Raw genomic sequence first — 16,947 nt, forward strand, 5'->3', positions numbered from 1 at the left:
AACGCTGGCGCATGCCCCCAATGCGCCAGCGTTACCTTTTTGTCTCAGATAGCTTCCCGCTCAGATCATCATCACTGGCCGACCCGGCCGGCCGGGCCGACGCGCGCCCCTAACCGGCCTCACCGGAACAATGGGATGATCAAAAACCGGCGCAGGAACCGAGCCCAGCGAATTTGCCAGGACACCAATGTCACCGTTTCTTGTCGTCAGATAAATTAGATCCGCTGCGGCCTCACCCGCGACGACCTCATACGGCGACGCACCATAGATGCCGCCAGACCCAAAACGGCCCGCCGGGCAAAAGGCCCGAAATCCACCTTCGATATAGATCACCTCGTCCTGATCGAAAAACAGAGTGCTGATGTCGAAATAGGACGCTGGCACATCCGAGGTTATCCGGAACATGCCGCTCAGCAATCTGGCGGACACAATCGGCATACTGACGGGCAATGTGATCGGATCATGATTCAACTTGGTGCTGTCCAGTGCGACACCCTGCTCGGGCATCAGCCAGACCGGACGGCCGTTGTAGGCCGCGTTTGACGGCACCCGGATCGGCATATTTTCGGCATTGGTTTCGCCGGGTGGCACCGTGATGCAATCTGTCGCAACGCGACTTACCGGTCTGAAACCATTATCCAATGTTCGAACAAAATCACCGGCCCGCAACTCTTCGACCAGCTTCCATCCGGCCTTTGTCGCAACTCTGGTCCCATGTACCAGCCCACCGCGGCGCGCGTTCAGCGCAGCCTGTGGCTCGGCGCCCCCTTGGTATTCGGACCTTTCCGCAAAATCTATTACACTCTCTACCTTTAACAAGAACCCACCCACCTATTACACACAACAACTAAGATTCATGCGTATCACAGGATTTAGCGGCGCGACTTATTTTTGACATATTATGGCCCAATTTGGACCATTTCAGGCCCCTTAAGCGCCCGAAATATAAACAACAATCAAATTGGTAATAGAATTGGACTCAATATGGAAACTATGCACCACAAGGTGGATCAATAGCCTACCCGAATCCGGCGATGTCCTCGGCACAGGCACTGGCAAAGCCCGCGCAACAGGATCACACCGTTTCTCCCAACGCGGCGGCACGCCTTGATCGCCACCCCAGCAACGCCCCGGCTGCGGCGATCAGCCCGATCCCGGCGATCTGCATGACGCCGATCACTTGCCCCAGCGCGACCCAGGCAAATAGCGGACCGAAAATCATCACCGAGTATTCGAACACAGCAACATAAGAGGTTTCTCCAATCTGATAGGCTTTGATCAGCATGAAAACTGCAATCGTCGACCCGACCGCCTGCACGACGATCCATTTCAGCGCCGGCTGCATGTCCCAGACCATGCCCCGCGTCACGAAACCATCGGGCAATGAAAGCATCGAGAACACGACCAGGCCAAGCGCCCCGGCCAGCCCAAGGGTCAAGATCATGGCCGCCAACAGCGCTACGGTGCTTTCCTGCGCGCAATGGCTGCGCGTCATGATCGCGCTGAGCGCATAGAAAAACCCTCCGGCCACCGGCAGCAAGGTTTGTGCATCGAATTCATAGGGATTGGGCTGCAGCACGCAGAGGATACCGGAAAACCCGATCAGAACGGCCAGAATGCGCCACGGGCCGATCCTATGCCCCATCGCAAGGGCCGAGATCAACAGCACAAAGATCGGTGAGGTGAACAGCCCCGCCAGCGCCTGCGCAATCGGCATCAGCGCCAGCGAGGCAAAATAGAACAGCATCGCCAGCGTGATCAGAACGCTGCGCAGAATGACCGGCCCCAGCCGTTGCGGGCGCAAACTGCCCATCCCCAACAAGGAAAGGCCGCCGATCAGCGGCAACATCAGCAGGGCGCGGCTCAGGTGGAATTGCCACAGGCCGACCGTCTCGGCCAGCAGGATCACCACGTTGTCGATCACCCCGATGATCGCCATTGCGCTGACCATCAGGACCGAGGCCAAAATCGGTGAGGTCTGAGAGTCCGCCTGCATTCTGTGCCCCGGTTACAAAGCGGCGGTGATTGCCGCGCATCGTGTTATCCAGCACATTTCACAATCCGGGCGCAACAGGTTTGCGCCTGCGGATTTTACCATGCTAAGCTGAGCCAAAATAATCACGAGCATACCTCACCTTGAAGACGGCACTCAAACAGTACCAACGGATCGAAGCCACCGGTCTGTGGCGCCCCTCGCCCGATGTGCAGCGGCGAGAGGTCGTGGTGTCGCTTGGTGAAGCCACGCTGACCATCTCGGATTTCAACGAACAGGCGCTGACTCATTGGTCTCTGGCAGCGTTAGAACGGCAGAATCCGGGCGTCTTCCCGGCTGTCTTCAACCCCGATGGTGATCGGGACGAAACGCTGGAGTTGGAGGACTCCGAGACCACGATGATCGAAGCCATCGACCGGCTGCAACGGGCCATCGACCGGGCGCGGCCCCATCCGGGCCGGTTGCGTTGGTTCAGCGTCGCCGGTGTGGTGGCCGCCGTGGCGTCACTGTTGCTGCTATGGATGCCGTCGGCATTGCAAAACCACGTTGTCTCGGTCGTGCCCGAGATCAAACGTCAGGATATCGGCAACGCGATTCTGCACCGGATCGAGAGGGTCTCGGGGCGGGCCTGCACGTCTGAGGACGCAGAAGCGGCGCTGGATCAGTTGGCCACGCGTACCGGGGTTCGAAAGGTCATCATTCTGCCCGCCGGGGTGCAAACCAGCCTTAGCCTGCCAGGCGGCATCGTGCTGCTGAACCGTGCCTTGGTCGAGGACCACGAAGACCCCTCGGTCGCTGCGGGCTACATCATCGCCGAACGCGCAAGGGCCGAGGCACATGATCCGCTGAACGATCTGCTGGACCGCACCGGTGCCACGACAGCCTTCCGCCTGCTGACGACCGGAGAGCTGACACCCGAGAATGTGGACGCTTACACCGAGCAGGTTCTGTCGGAACCTCGCCCCACCCTGCCCGATGATGATTTGCTTGAGGTCTTCGCCCAAGCCGCGCTGCCATCGACCCCTTATGCTTATGCGATGGATGTCACCGGCGAGACGGTGTTGGGCCTGATCGAGGCCGACCCGATGGCGGGTCGCCCCCTGCAACAGGTTCTGCCGGACCGCGACTGGGTCCGGCTGCAGAATATCTGCGGAGAATAAGCGTTACTTGGTGCCGAACATCCGGTCCCCGGCATCCCCGAGACCGGGCATGATGTAACCCTTCGAATTCAACTCGCGGTCCAGAGACGCGGTGACGATTTTCACATCCGGATGCGCCTCTTTCATGCGCGCGACGCCTTCGGGCGCGGCCAGCAGGCAGAGGAAACGGATATCGGTCGCGCCTGCCTCTTTCAGCAGGTCAATTGCCGCGGCCGAGCTGTTGCCGGTGGCCAGCATCGGATCAACGGCAATAACCAGACGGTCTTTCAACCCTTCGGGTGCCTTGAAGTAATACTGCACCGGCTTCAGGGTTTCTTCGTCGCGGTACAGGCCGACAAACCCGACACGCGCCGAGGGGACCAGTTCCAGTACACCGTCCAACATCCCGTTGCCCGCACGCAGGATCGACACCAACGCCAGTTTCTTGCCAGCCAGAATTGGCGCGTCCATCTCCTCCATCGGGGTTTCGATATGGCGGGTGGTCAGAGGCATCTCACGCGTGACCTCATAGGCCAGCAACAGCGTGATCTCGCGCAGAAGCTGCCGGAATTCAGCGGTCGAGGTGCCCTTGTCCCGCATGAGCGTAAGTTTGTGCTGGACCAGCGGGTGGTCAACGACGGTCAGGTGTTCGCTCATGATCTCTCCAGTCTTTTCTTGACCCGCGCGCGGGTGTCATCATCGCAGAAGGCCGCGTTCAGGGCGGTTTCATTCAGGGCAGCAAAGTCTTCGGCCTCCCAGCCAAAGGCTTGGCTTAACATCTCATATTCGCGCCGCATGGTGGTGTGAAAAAACGGCGGGTCGTCGGTTGATACAGTGACGTTGACCCCGTGGTCGCGCAACCGGGCAATCGGGTGCGCTGCGAAATCGGGGAACAGGCCCAGAACCACGTTCGAGCCCGGACACACTTCAAGCGTCACCTCACGGTCGACCAGTTCGCGGATCAGGTCGGGGTCTTCGATGGCGCGGACGCCGTGGCCAACACGCTCTACCCCCAGATCGCGCACGGCATCGCGCACGCTTTCGGGGCCACCGAATTCACCGGCATGAGTGGTCAGCCGCAACCCGGCTTCGCGGGCGCAGTCGAAGGCCCATTTGTAATCGCCTTGCGTGCCGACGGATTCGTTGCCGCCCATACCGAACCCCGTAATCCAATCTCCGGCGGTTTCGGCAGCGCAATGGGCGCTGTGTTTGGCCTGCTCGGACCCGAAATGGCGCACGCAAGTCACGACGCCACGCAGCGTGATGTCATATTTGCGCTCGGCCTCATCCGCCGCGTCCTGAATGGCACTCAGGTAATCGCGCCAGGCGGGCAGATCCCCGCCGCCACAGAAATCGGGGCTTAGGAAGGTTTCGGAATAGACCACACCATTGGCGGCACTTTCTTCGAGGATCGCCAGCGTCAGGCGGCGGAAATCCTCGGGTGATTTCAGCACTTCGCAAGCGGCCTCATAGACGCTGAGGAAATGGGTGAAGTCGCGGAAGTCGTAGCTGCCGTCAGGCTTGAAAATCCCACTCAGGTCAATGCGCTTTTCATGCGCCAACTGACGGATGAAGGCAGGCGGGGCCGCACCTTCGTGGTGCAGGTGCAATTCAATCTTGGGTAAGTCTGCGACGGTCATAGAAAACTCTTCCCCGGTCCTTGAGCCGGAATGTTCAGATGATGCGCGATGCTGGCGGCAACGTCGGCGAAATTGATCGCGCCGATCTGCCCGGCACCCTGCCCGGCGATCAGAACGGGAACCTGTTCGCGCGTGTGATCGGTACCGATCCAGCTGGGATCATTGCCGTGATCGGCGGTCAACAGCAACAGGTCGCCGGGGCGCAGACGCGACAGGATCGCGCCGAGCTCTCGGTCGAACCACTCCAGCGCGCGGGCATATCCGCTGATGTCGCGGCGGTGGCCATAGAGGCTGTCGAACTCGACGAAATTGGCGAAGGTCAGGCTGCCTTCTTCGGCCTCATCGGCCAGATCCGACAGGTGGCCCATCAACTCGGCATCCGAGCCTTTGCGTAGGGTGTCGATCCCCTGCATCGAGAAGATATCGCCGATCTTGCCCACCGCATGAACCCGCCGCCCGGCATCCTGCGCCCAGTTGGTCAACACCGGCGCAGGCGGCAGGATGGCAAAGTCCTTGCGGTTGGTGGTGCGGGTGAAACCCTCTTCCGGCGAGCCGACAAAGGGCCGCGCGATGACTCGGCCCACCTTCATCTCATGCAGTCGCGGGGCCAGTGCCTTGCACATGTCCAAGAGACGATCGAGACCAAAACTCTCCTCATGCGCCGCGATCTGGAAAACGCTGTCGGCTGAGGTGTAGCAGATCGGCCAGCCGGTCCGCATATGCTCGGCCCCCAGTTCGGCGATGATCGCCGTGCCCGAGGCGTGGCAATCCCCCAGAATGCCCTCAACCCCTGCGGCCTCGGCAGCCGCGCGGCTTAAGTCGTCCGGGAAGGATGGTGTCGTGTCCGGAAAATAATGCCAGTCCCACGGCACCGGCAGCCCGGCCAATTCCCAGTGCCCCGAAGGCGTGTCCTTGCCCGGTGAATGCTCGCGCGCGCAGCCCCAAAGACCCGAGGGGTCGGCCTGCAGTCCGGGCGTATCCGCGCCCGAGGCCAAACGCGTCGCGGCCCCCAAGCCCAGTGCATCAAGGTTGGGCAGATGCAGCGGACCTGACCGTCCGTCCTCGGCACGCCCTTCGGCGCAGGCCTGCGCGATGTGCGCCAGAGTGTTCGCACCGGTATCCGGGACTGCGCCGTTAAAGAACCGATCCGCATCTGGCGCGCCGCCGATACCAACCGAATCCATCACAACAAGAAAAGCGCGGGTCACGGCGTGATCCTTTCGTGAACAAGCGTCGGCATCGGCCCCGCATCCGGACCGATCGTTATGGCCATTTTCACCGCTTCAGATGCCTGTTGTGCGGCGTCTTCACGGGCTGCGTGGACAACCGCCAAAGGCGCGCCCTTTTCGATCCTGTCACCCAGCCTGACGATTCCAGACAGACCAACCGCCGGATCGATCACATCATCCTCGACCTGCCGACCGCCGCCCAGCGCCACCACGGACAGGCCCAGCGCCTCGCCATCTATTGCGGTGATGTAACCGCTGGCATCCGCAGAAACCTCAAGGATCACGCTGGCTTCGGGCAGGTAGCGGGACCAGTTGTCGACAAACTGCAACGGCCCTCCCACGGCGGACATCATGCGACCAAACCTTTCAGCCGCGCGGCCGTCGCGGATGACGTCGGTGATCTTGTCGCGCCCTTCGTCAGCGGTTGCGAACATGCCCGCATCGGCCAGCAGCACTCCGCCCAGCTCGGCCGAGATTTCGGCCAGCGGTTCGTTATACGCCTTGGTCAGAACCTTCATCACCTCGGCCACTTCCAGCGCGTTGCCCAACGCAGGCGCCAAGGGTTGATGCATATCGGTGATCACAGCCGAGGTCCGGCATCCCGCCGCGTTGGCGGTTTCCGTCAGGGCCTGCGCCAGGCTGCGGGCATCCTCAAGCGTCTTCATGAACGCGCCAGAGCCGACCTTGACGTCCAGCACCAGCGCCTCGGGGCTGGCGGCCAGTTTCTTGGATAGGATCGAGGCGGTGATCAGGTCCAAGCTTTCCACCGTCGCCGTCACATCGCGGATCGCATAAAGCCGCTTGTCCGCGGGGGCAATCTGCCCCGTTGCACCGACAATGGCCGCACCGGTATCGCGCAGGATCTGAGCCAGACGTTCCTGCCCGATCTGGGTGCTGACGCCCGGAACGGATTCCAGTTTGTCCAGAGTTCCGCCGGTATGGCCCAGCCCGCGGCCCGAGATCATCGGAACATACGCACCGAGTTCGGCCAACGCCGGGGCCAGCACCAGTGAGACGCTGTCGCCCACCCCTCCGGTCGAGTGTTTGTCGATCACCGGACCATCGAAATCCCAGCTCAGCACGTCACCGCTGTCGCGCATGGCCACGGTCAGGTCAGCGCGCCCCTGCGCGCCCAGCCCGCCCATGCAGACAGCCATGGCAAAAGCCCCGGCCTGCGCGTCACTGACGCCACCATCGGCCAGACCCTGCGCGAACCATGTCAGTTCCTCACCGGTGGGCACCTGCCCCCGGCGTAGCTTTGCGATGATCGAACGAGCGTCCATGGGCTCAGGCGTCCTCCATATGCGAGGCGTCGAAGGCCCCTGGCAGCAGGTCGCCGATGGTGGTTTCGAACTCGGCCCCGTCGACCGTGGCCAGTGTCACCTTGACGTCGCGCTTGCCAAACTCGGCCAGCTTCTGACGGCATCCCCCGCAGGGCGGCACCGGTTGCGGAGAGGACGCGACCACGTAAACCTCGGTCAGGGACTGCTCTCCCGCAGCAACCATGGCGGCGATGGCGCCGGCCTCGGCACAGGTGCCTTCTGGGTACGCCACATTTTCAACGTTGCAACCGGAAAAGACCGCGCCCGACATCGACCGGATCGCCGCGCCAACTTTGAAGTTTGAATAGGGCGCATATGCTTTTTCCCGGACGGACAGTGCGGCGTCTTTCAAAGTCATGTCGATTCCCCAATTTTTGATCATCTGGTCAGAAATTTACACCCTAGCGGAAACCAACCAGAGAGGTGAAGCCCCGGACAGAAGATTTATCGGTCCAGCGTGGTAGAGAACGTACCGGGCAGCGTGACCTCAAGCAATTCGACATCGTCCGAGGGGTCGGCCAAACGGGTGCGCATGCCGGGCGGGATGACAAAGGCATCCCCCTGTTCAAGCCGGAACGGATCGCGGCCTTCGCCCTCAAGCGTGACCTCCCCGTTCATGACAAAGGTGAAGTGAATATCCGTATCGTGGGCCGCCCAGACGGGATCGCCCTGCCCTTTGCGCACGACATGCACCCCGGCAACGCCCTTGGTGTTCTCGGCAATAGTCGTGTCGCGGCAGATATAACCCGGCAGACGGAACGGAACCCATTCGGCACCTTCGGCCTGATTGAAGACGAACCGCTGGCCCTGCCACTCCCGATCCGGGCGATAGTGAGGCGTGGGCAACTCCATCTCATGATCGATCTCGGTGACATGTTCGGCGGGAACGCCGATCTCGATCACTTGCACATTGTCCGAAGCCTCAAGCACGCGGTGGCGGATTTCCGGCGGCTGGATAAAGCAATCGCCCGCGGTCAGGCGCATCTTGTCGCCCTGATCTTCGTAGACCACATCGACCCAGCCATGGATGCAGAAGATCAGCTGAAATCCGACCTTGTGAAAATGCACCATATCCGGCACGGGGCCACCGTCGGGAATACGAATATGGCTGGCGATGATCGAGCCGCCCAGCCGGTCCGGCACCAGATCGCGATAGTGCATTCCTGCCCGGCCTATGATCCACGGCGCCTGATCCTTGAGCCTGCGCACCACGAAGGAATGCACCGTTTCCGGCATGACCAGAGGCGGGTTCAACTCGTCGATCTCAACGCGGGTGCCGTTGGGAGCCACAATGCTGCGCTGACCGTCCGCAAATTCATCCGGGCTATCCGTCAGAATGCGCAATGTGCCGGGCGGTTCGGGCGCGTCTTTTTCGACCCGCAGTCGCAGGCCATGACCCGAGAACACGGCGATACGCGGATCATCGGCGGGATAGATCATATCCATCCGCATCCCCAGAACCTTGGTGAAAAAAGGGATGTCGTCACGCAATTCCTGCGTGGGCAGGCGGATTTCAGCTTGGGTCTGGCTGTATGAATTGGTCATTGGGGGTCTCATCGGCCTTGGCTTTTGGCCATCCGATCAGAACCGCGGCCAAAATGCCAATCGAAAAGAACATCTCGAGCGTTTCTTCCAGCGCGAACAGACGGGTCGCCATGACAGCCGTCATGTCCGCACCGATGGCACTGCTGACTTCTTCCAACCCCTGCGCGATGACGGCACACATACCGGCCAGAAAGAACACCAGAAGAAACGGCGCCCGCTCCTTCAACGCTCGCCAGGCGTTAGGCACCCCGTGCAGGACGAGCCCGCCCAGCACAATCACCGCGAGCACAACGCGCACCACCGTCATATCCAGCAGGGCATCCAGACTGTGCAGAACAACGTAAGGCACGCTGTCCACGGCATAACTATCGGCCTCAAGCTCGCGCTCAGCCAACAACAGCAAAACCACACCAATATACAGTCGGCTGATCCCACGATGCCGAATGAGAGCCACCAAACCAGCGACCAGCAAAGCCACGGCCGAGCCGGTTTCGATCAGACCGCCCTCTTGGTTGAACACTGCCGCCTGCATCGGCCACAAAGAGATGCCGCACAGGATCGCGGCGGCCAAAACGATGGTCGCACGAAAAGCGAAATGGTCGGTGCCAAATTTGCCTGTATTCGGCGAGAGGGCCACGCCCGTCTCGACGTCTTTCTGATAGCTCATGCCAGTCTTCTCATTACGAAAGAGGATAGGTGCAAAAGTTGCGGGAACATAGGTATTTTGAAGCGGAAATCAAGCACAGCGGCAAAACAGCCCGTTCCGCGTTCTCAAGTGACGCAACGTAGCCAAGCTGAAAAAAATAGTTTAAGGCTAAATCAAATTTCAGAAGGGAGCTGAATTTCGATGTCGGATACACCCAGTTTGCGGCAGGCCGCGCTTGAATATCATGCCCATCCAAAACCCGGGAAGCTGGAAATCAAGGCGACCAAGCCGATGGCCAACGGCCGTGATCTGGCGCGTGCATATTCGCCCGGCGTGGCCGAGGCCAGCCTCGAGATCAAGGCGGACGCATCCAACGCGGAACTCTACACCGCGCGCGGCAACCTTGTGGCAGTTGTTTCGAACGGGACGGCGGTTCTGGGGTTGGGCAATATCGGCGCGCTGGCCTCGAAGCCGGTGATGGAGGGCAAGGCGGTCCTGTTCAAGAAGTTCGCCGGTATCGACTGTTTCGACATCGAAGTCGACCAGCCTGACCCGGAAAAGCTGGCCGATATCGTCTGTGCGCTGGAGCCGACTTTCGGAGCCATCAACCTGGAAGACATCAAGGCTCCCGATTGTTTTACCGTCGAAAAGCTGTGTCGTGAACGGATGAACATTCCGGTCTTTCACGACGATCAGCACGGCACAGCCATCGTGGTCGGGGCCGCCGCCAAGAACGCGTTGCATGTGGCCGGAAAGAAGTTCGAGGACATCAAGGTCGTCTCGACCGGTGGTGGCGCAGCGGGGATCGCCTGCCTTAGCATGCTAGTGAAACTGGGCGTCAAGCGCGAGAATATCTGGCTGTGCGACATTCACGGGCTGGTCTACGAGGGCCGCGCCGAGGATATGAACCCACACAAGGACCAGTTCGCACAGAAATCCGACCTGCGCACATTGGATGATGTGATTGGCGACGCCGACCTGTTCCTCGGCCTCAGCGGTCCCAATGTGCTCAAACCCGAGATGGTCGAGAAAATGGCCAAGCGCCCGATCATATTCGCGCTGGCCAATCCGACGCCCGAGATTCTGCCGCAGGCCGCGCGAGAGGTTGCACCGGATGCGATCATCGCCACTGGTCGCAGCGACTTTCCCAACCAGGTCAACAACGTTCTGTGCTTCCCCTTCATCTTCCGGGGTGCGCTGGATGTGGGGGCGACCGAAATCAATGACGAAATGCAAATCGCCTGTGTCGATGGCATCGCCGAGATGGCCCGCGCCACCACCAGCGCCGAAGCCGCCGCGGCCTACAAGGGCGAACAACTGACCTTTGGACCGGACTACCTGATCCCGAAACCGTTTGATCCGCGTCTGGTGGGCGTCGTGTCCTCATCCGTGGCCAAGGCGGCGATGGAGAGCGGCGTCGCCAAGCGCCCGATCGACGATATCGAAGCGTATAAGGAACGCCTGAACCAGACCGTTTTCAAATCCGCCCTGCTGATGCGCCCTGTGTTCGAAGCCGCCGCCGCCGCGTCGCGCCGGATTGTCTTCGCCGAGGGTGAGGATGAACGTGTGCTGCGCGCCGCACAGGCTATTCTGGAAGAGACCACCGAAACACCGATCCTGATCGGTCGTCCCGATGTTATCAAAGCCCGCTGCGAACGGCTGGGCCTGACGGTTCGCCCTGGCGAGGACTTCCAGATCGTGAACCCGCAGGATGATCCGCGGTACTATGACTACTGGAATTCGTATCATACGATCATGCAACGCCGTGGCGTGACACCCGATCTGGCCAAGGCGATCATGCGCACGAACAACACCGCGATCGCTGCCATCATGGTGTATCGGGGTGAGGCCGACAGCATGATCTGCGGCACCTTCGGCGAGTACCGCTGGCATCTGAACTATGCGCAACAGGTTCTGGCCGATGGCGACCTGCGCCCCCATGGCGCGCTGTCGTTGATGATCCTCGAAGATGGCCCGTTGTTCATCGCGGACACCCATGTGCGGCAATTGCCGACGCCTGAAGAACTGGCCGAATCCACAGTCGGGGCCGCGCGCCACGTGCGCCGGTTTGGGATCGAACCCAAGATTGCCTTCTGCTCACAATCGCAATTCGGCAATCAGATGGAAGGATCGGGCAAGCGCTTGCGCGCCGCGCTGGAGATCCTCGATTCCGAACCACGCGACTTCACTTATGAAGGAGAGATGAACCTCGACCTGGCGCTGGACCCAGAGCTGCGGTCGCGGATTTTCCCGAACTCACGCCTGGAGGGCACGGCCAATGTTCTGATCTTTGCCCATGCGGATGCGGCCAGTGGCGTACGCAACATTCTGAAGATGAAAGCGGACGGGCTGGAAGTTGGGCCGATCCTGATGGGGATGGGCAACAAGGCCCATATTGTGACGCCATCCATCACCGCACGCGGGTTGCTGAACATGGCCGCCATTGCCGGAACTCCGGTGGCGCATTACGGCTAACGCCGAAAACAGATGCTCGGGTGCCCGCGTTGGCACCCGAGCGCATTTCGAATGCCAGTGATTCTTTGCACGCAGAACTTTGCAGATTTGCAAACGATGGCACTCCATGCGTGCAAATTTACCCCCTCCAGTCACTTTGCAAAACTTTGCAGTCGATTTTGACTCATTCTGCAAATATTTTGCGATAAAGTGACGCCCCGTTATTTCCCTCGCTTGTGCGCAGCCCCCTGCCCACCTTACACACATCGCAAGGGATTTAAGGAGGAGACCAACGTGGCCTATCAGGACGTTTACGAAAGCTGGAAATCCGATCCGGAGGCATTCTGGATGGAGGCCGCAAAAGGGATCGATTGGGTCCAACCTCCAACCAAAGCGCTGTTTGACGACAACGCGCCGATGTATGAATGGTTCTGCGACGCCAAGGTCAACACCTGCTGGAACGCAGTGGACCGCCACGTCGAAAACGGTCGCGGAGAGCAGACGGCCATCATCTATGACAGCCCGATCACCCACACCAAGCGCGAGATTTCTTATGTCGAGCTGCGCAACCGTGTCGCCAATCTGGCCGGGGCGCTGCGGGCCAAGGGCGTCGAAAAAGGTGACCGGGTCATCATATATATGCCGATGATCCCCGAAGCGCTCGAGGCGATGCTGGCCTGCGCCCGACTGGGCGCCGTGCACTCGGTCGTATTCGGTGGGTTCGCCAGCAACGAACTGGCCGTTCGCATTGACGACGCCAAACCCAAGGCGATCATTGCCGCGTCCTGCGGGATGGAACCGGGCCGCGTGGTCCACTACAAGCCCCTGCTGGACGGCGCCATCGAAATGGCCAATCACAAGCCCGATTTCTGCGTCATCTTCCAGCGCGAACAGGAAGTGGCACAGCTGGTCGAGGGCCGTGACTTTAACTGGCACGGGTTCCAATACGGTGTCGAACCGGCAGAATGTGTGCCGGTGGACGGCAGCGATCCGGCCTATATCCTTTACACCTCGGGCACCACTGGCGCGCCCAAAGGCGTCGTGCGTCCGACTGCGGGCCACCTGGTTGCGCTGAACTGGACGATGAAGAACATCTATGATGTCGATCCCGGCGATGTGTTCTGGGCGGCATCCGATGTAGGCTGGGTCGTTGGGCATTCCTACATCTGCTATGCCCCGCTGATCCACGGCAACACCACCATCGTGTTCGAGGGAAAACCGGTCGGCACCCCCGACGCGGGCACCTTCTGGCGGGTGATTTCCGAGCACAAGGTCAAAAGCTTCTTCACCGCTCCCACCGCCATCCGCGCCGTAAAGCGCGAAGATCCGAAAGGCGAGATGCTGGCAAAATACGATCTGTCCAGCCTGCGCGCACTGTTCCTGGCGGGCGAACGGGCCGACCCGGACACTATTGAATGGGCGCAGGACGCGCTGAAGGTTCCGGTGATCGACCACTGGTGGCAGACGGAAACCGGCTGGGCCATCGCTGGCAACCCGCTGGGGATCGAGGAACTGCCGGTCAAGCTGGGCTCTCCGGCCAAGCCGATGCCGGGTTATGACGTGCAAATTCTGGACGAGGGCGGCCATCCGATGAAGCCGGGCGAGCTCGGTGCGATTGCGGTCAAACTGCCGCTGCCTCCGGGCACCTTGCCGACGCTGTGGAACGCAGAAGAACGCTTCAAAAGCTCGTATTTGAACCACTTCCCCGGCTACTACGAAACCGGCGATGCGGGCATGATTGATGAGGACGGCTACCTCTACATCATGGCGCGCACCGATGACGTGATCAACGTCGCAGGCCACCGCCTGTCCACCGGCGGGATGGAAGAGGTTCTGGCCGCCCACCCCGACGTGGCCGAATGCGCGGTGATCGGCGTGACCGATCAACTCAAAGGTCAGATGCCGGTTGGATTCCTGTGCCTGAACACGGGCTGCGACCGGGACCATGGCGACGTCGTGCAGGATGTGGTCAAGCTGGTCCGCGAAAAGATCGGTCCGGTGGCCGCCTTCAAACAGGCCGTCGTGGTGGATCGCCTGCCCAAGACCCGCTCGGGCAAAATCCTGCGCGGCACGATGGTATCGATTGCGGACAGCCAGGACTACAAGATGCCCGCAACCATCGACGATCCGGCCATTCTGGACGAGATCACCGTGGCGCTGAAATCCATCGGCTACGCCCAGTAAACATGCTGCGGGCGGTCTATGGCCGCCCGCCTTGCGCCTTTCCCTTGCAACCGGGAACAGGGCCCCTACTGTCTGACCAAGACAATGAGGCCGCATGACACATTCCGACATCTGGCGACTGAGCGCCACCGACCTGACCGCCCTCACCCGCAGCGGAGACCTGAGCGCCGAAGACGCGGTGCGCGCATCCGTTGACAGGATGCATCGGGTCAACCCGGACCTGAACGCAGTGGTTGAGGACCTGAGTACCGAGGCGTTGGACCGCGCTCGCGAGCTGGATCAGGCCCGGGCGAAAGGATCGCCAACCGGGCCGCTGCATGGTGTCCCGGTGACCATCAAAATCAACGTCGATCAAAAAGGTCATGCCACGTCGAACGGTGTGGTTGCTTTGAAAGACGTGGTCGCCCCCGATGACGCTCCGGTCGTGCGCAACCTGCAAAACGCCGGGGCCGTTGTGATCGGGCGCACCAACACGCCCGAGTTCTCGTTCCGCGCCGACACCGACAACCCGCTGCACGGGCGCACGCATAACCCTTGGGGGCGGCATATTTCACCCGGCGGATCTTCGGGCGGTGCCGCGGCAGCTGTGATGGCCGGCGTCGGCGCGCTGGCGCATGGCAATGACATTGGCGGCAGCCTGCGTTTTCCGGCGGCTGCGAACGGAGCGGTGACCGTAAAGCCGGGCTTGGGCCGCGTTCCGGCATGGAACCCCAGCCAACAGGCCGAGCGTGGTCTTCTGGCGCAATCCATGTCGGTGCAGGGACTGATCACACGCTGCGCCGCAGATCTTCACCTGTCGATGCCCAGCCTGATCGCGGCCGACCCGCGCGATCCCTTCCATGTGCCGATGCCCTGGCGCGGCGAACCATTGGACGGTCCCATCAAGGTCGCCTTCACCAAGGACACCTTTGGCTATGCCCTGCACCCCGAGGTCGACAAGGCGCTGGATACGGCACGCGATGCTCTGATCGATGCGGGCTATCGGGTTGAAGAAGTCAGCCCGCCCGACGTGTTCGACTGTAGCCGAACGGGTTACCGCACGCTAATGGGTGAGGTCCTGACCCTGCTGAAGGGCGATATCGAGGCAGCCGGGTCCGAGACTATTCGTGACATCTTTGACGTCTATTTTCAGGAGTTCCCGCCCATCACCGGCACCGACATGGTGCAGATGTTGGCCAAACGCACCCACTATGCGCGGGAATGGTCGCTGTTCATGCAGGATTACCCTCTGATCCTGTCCCCCTTCCTTCCGCAACCATTCTTCAAACCGGACCGCGATACCGAAGGCGTCGAAGGTGTGCACGAGGTTCTGGGCTGCGCGGTGTATTCCTATGCGATGAACTTTCTGGGCTTGCCCGCCGCCAGCGTTCCCGCGCGGCTGGCCGATCTGCCGCAAGGGCCGCAACCGATCAACATTCAGATCGCCGCCCGCCGCTGGCGCGAGGATATGGCCGTAGACGCCGCCGCCGCGATCGAGGCGCGCGTGGGCCAGATGTGCCTGCCGCTTTGGGACAAGATGGAGGTGGCCAAATAGGCCGGATCAAAAAAATAGACCCCGGGTTTTTGTGCCCGGGGTCCTCTTGCTTAAATAAACCCGGAAATCGGTCAACGAGCGTAGCACCACCTACCCCCGCCGGCGCGAAAACTGCGCAATCATTCGACAACGCCGCTTGGTGGCCACTCACTCCCACCTAGGCGTGTTCTCCGGGCAAGTTAAGATTAACAAAAGTTGAACGAGACGCCTGTGAACTGGATCACATAAGCCGCAAAAAGCCTTGGTTCCGAAGCGTCAGGTGAACTGTTCCGAGATCAGGCGCTCTTCCAGCCCATGCCCCGGGTCGAACAGGATACGGTGCTGAATGGACGGCTCCGAGCGAATCTCGACCCAGTCGATATCTGCGAACGAAACCGAATCCGCGTCTGCCATGACCGGGCGCTTTTCAGCGTCCAGTACATCAAATCGAACCTTTGCGATCTTGGGCAAAAGCGCCCCGCGCCATCGACGGGGACGAAACGCAGCAATCGCCGTCAGGGCCAGCACATCAGACCCGATGGGCAGAATTGGCCCATGCGCCGAGTAGTTGTACGCTGTCGATCCGGCTGGCGTCGACAGCAAGGCACCGTCACAGACCAGTTCAGGCATCCGCACCCGCCCATCGACGCTGATCTTCAGCCGCGCCGCCTGCGGACCGGCGCGCAACAGCGACACCTCGTTGATAGCCAGCGCCTCATGCAGCTTACCGGATTGATCCATGGCCTGCATGGCCAGAGGGTTGATCACCTCTTCTTCGGCATCGGCCAGGCGCTCCAACAGGTCGTCTTCGTGAAACTCATTCATCAGGAACCCGATGGTGCCCCGGTTCATGCCATAGACCGGTGTGTCCAGGTGCTGCATGTTGTGCAGCGTGTGCAACATGAACCCGTCCCCGCCCAGGGCGACCACCACATCCGCATCCCGGGGGGCCGCATTGCCGTACAGTTTCACAAGGCTGTCCCGCGCGGTTTGCGCCACTTTGATGTCGCTGGCGAGAAAGGCGATTCTCTTTGTCATGTTTTCCGGTTTCCGGTCTTGCACATTTGGTTCCGAAACAAACATACCTTTCCCCGATAGGCCAGTCTTGACGCCACAGCGGGCCAAATCGTCGCTTTACAGCTTTTGCAGATGTGCCGTTTCCGATAGGAAATCCGCAAGATAATTCCTGCCATGTGGAGCCCCCATGAACGCCAATCTTCGTGATACCGGTTTTTTCACCCAGTCCCTCGCCGACCGTGATCCTGAGCTTTTTGGCTCGATC

The 16,947-nt window shown here is 60.8% G+C and carries 14 protein-coding genes; 4 read left to right on the forward strand and 10 right to left on the reverse strand.

Annotation, left to right across the window (positions count from 1 at the left end; translation table 11 throughout):
- Positions 1-60: 60 nt before the first annotated feature.
- Together GOX88_RS05775 and GOX88_RS05780 are read right to left on the reverse strand one after the other, a co-directional pair.
- On the reverse strand, positions 61-819 hold the full coding sequence (locus tag GOX88_RS05775) for a Hint domain-containing protein (RefSeq protein WP_170400199.1): 759 nt from the start codon (positions 817-819) through the stop codon (positions 61-63).
- Between the two features lie 256 nt (positions 820-1,075).
- Positions 1,076-1,996 (reverse strand): DMT family transporter, encoded by a 921-nt coding sequence (locus GOX88_RS05780; protein ID WP_170400200.1) that lies wholly within the window; start codon positions 1,994-1,996, stop codon positions 1,076-1,078.
- A gap of 140 nt (positions 1,997-2,136) precedes the next feature.
- Here GOX88_RS05780 and GOX88_RS05785 point away from each other — a divergent pair, with 140 nt between their 5' ends.
- A complete protein-coding gene (locus tag GOX88_RS05785) occupies positions 2,137-3,153 on the forward strand; it encodes a hypothetical protein (protein ID WP_170400201.1) in 1,017 nt (338 codons plus the stop codon).
- Positions 3,154-3,156: 3 nt separating this feature from the next.
- Here the strand turns inward: GOX88_RS05785 and upp are convergent, their stop codons facing one another.
- From upp to GOX88_RS05820, 7 genes are all read right to left on the reverse strand, one after another.
- Positions 3,157-3,789 (reverse strand): uracil phosphoribosyltransferase, encoded by a 633-nt coding sequence (upp, locus tag GOX88_RS05790; RefSeq protein ID WP_170325485.1) that lies wholly within the window; start codon positions 3,787-3,789, stop codon positions 3,157-3,159.
- Positions 3,786-4,772: an adenosine deaminase gene (locus tag GOX88_RS05795; protein WP_170400202.1), complete on the reverse strand. Its 987-nt coding sequence runs from the start codon at positions 4,770-4,772 to the stop codon at positions 3,786-3,788. Before GOX88_RS05795 ends, upp begins: the two co-directional genes overlap by 4 nt.
- Positions 4,769-5,980, reverse strand: a complete 1,212-nt coding sequence (locus GOX88_RS05800) for a phosphopentomutase (RefSeq protein ID WP_170400203.1) — start codon at positions 5,978-5,980, stop codon at positions 4,769-4,771. Before GOX88_RS05800 ends, GOX88_RS05795 begins: the two co-directional genes overlap by 4 nt.
- Positions 5,977-7,284, reverse strand: a complete 1,308-nt coding sequence (locus GOX88_RS05805; protein ID WP_170400204.1) for a thymidine phosphorylase — start codon at positions 7,282-7,284, stop codon at positions 5,977-5,979. The genes GOX88_RS05800 and GOX88_RS05805 overlap by 4 nt, the downstream gene beginning before the upstream one ends.
- 4 nt (positions 7,285-7,288) lie before the next feature.
- Positions 7,289-7,681, reverse strand: a complete 393-nt coding sequence (locus GOX88_RS05810; protein ID WP_170400205.1) for a cytidine deaminase — start codon at positions 7,679-7,681, stop codon at positions 7,289-7,291.
- A gap of 86 nt (positions 7,682-7,767) precedes the next feature.
- Complete coding sequence (locus tag GOX88_RS05815; protein ID WP_170400206.1) at positions 7,768-8,868, reverse strand: cupin domain-containing protein; 1,101 nt, start codon at positions 8,866-8,868, stop codon at positions 7,768-7,770.
- Positions 8,837-9,535, reverse strand: coding sequence for a hypothetical protein (locus GOX88_RS05820; RefSeq protein WP_170400207.1), 699 nt, complete (start codon positions 9,533-9,535; stop codon positions 8,837-8,839). Before GOX88_RS05820 ends, GOX88_RS05815 begins: the two co-directional genes overlap by 32 nt.
- 180 nt (positions 9,536-9,715) lie before the next feature.
- Between GOX88_RS05820 and GOX88_RS05825 the strand changes: the two genes are divergently transcribed.
- The 3 genes from GOX88_RS05825 (at position 9,716) to GOX88_RS05835 (ending at position 15,686) form a co-directional block, all read left to right on the forward strand.
- The gene (locus GOX88_RS05825; protein ID WP_170400208.1) at positions 9,716-11,989 is read left to right on the forward strand and encodes an NADP-dependent malic enzyme; all 2,274 of its coding nucleotides are present in this window, start codon (positions 9,716-9,718) and stop codon (positions 11,987-11,989) included.
- Between the two features lie 273 nt (positions 11,990-12,262).
- On the forward strand, positions 12,263-14,152 hold the full coding sequence (prpE, locus tag GOX88_RS05830; RefSeq protein ID WP_170400209.1) for a propionate-CoA ligase PrpE: 1,890 nt from the start codon (positions 12,263-12,265) through the stop codon (positions 14,150-14,152).
- Positions 14,153-14,246: 94 nt separating this feature from the next.
- Positions 14,247-15,686, forward strand: coding sequence for an amidase family protein (locus GOX88_RS05835; protein WP_170400210.1), 1,440 nt, complete (start codon positions 14,247-14,249; stop codon positions 15,684-15,686).
- Between the two features lie 255 nt (positions 15,687-15,941).
- Here GOX88_RS05835 and GOX88_RS05840 read toward each other — a convergent pair whose 3' ends face one another.
- A complete protein-coding gene (locus GOX88_RS05840) occupies positions 15,942-16,703 on the reverse strand; it encodes an NAD kinase (RefSeq protein WP_170400211.1) in 762 nt (253 codons plus the stop codon).
- Positions 16,704-16,947: the final 244 nt, after the last annotated feature.

This window comes from Ruegeria arenilitoris, from assembly GCF_013030985.1.
Taxonomy (GTDB): domain Bacteria; phylum Pseudomonadota; class Alphaproteobacteria; order Rhodobacterales; family Rhodobacteraceae; genus Ruegeria; species Ruegeria arenilitoris_B.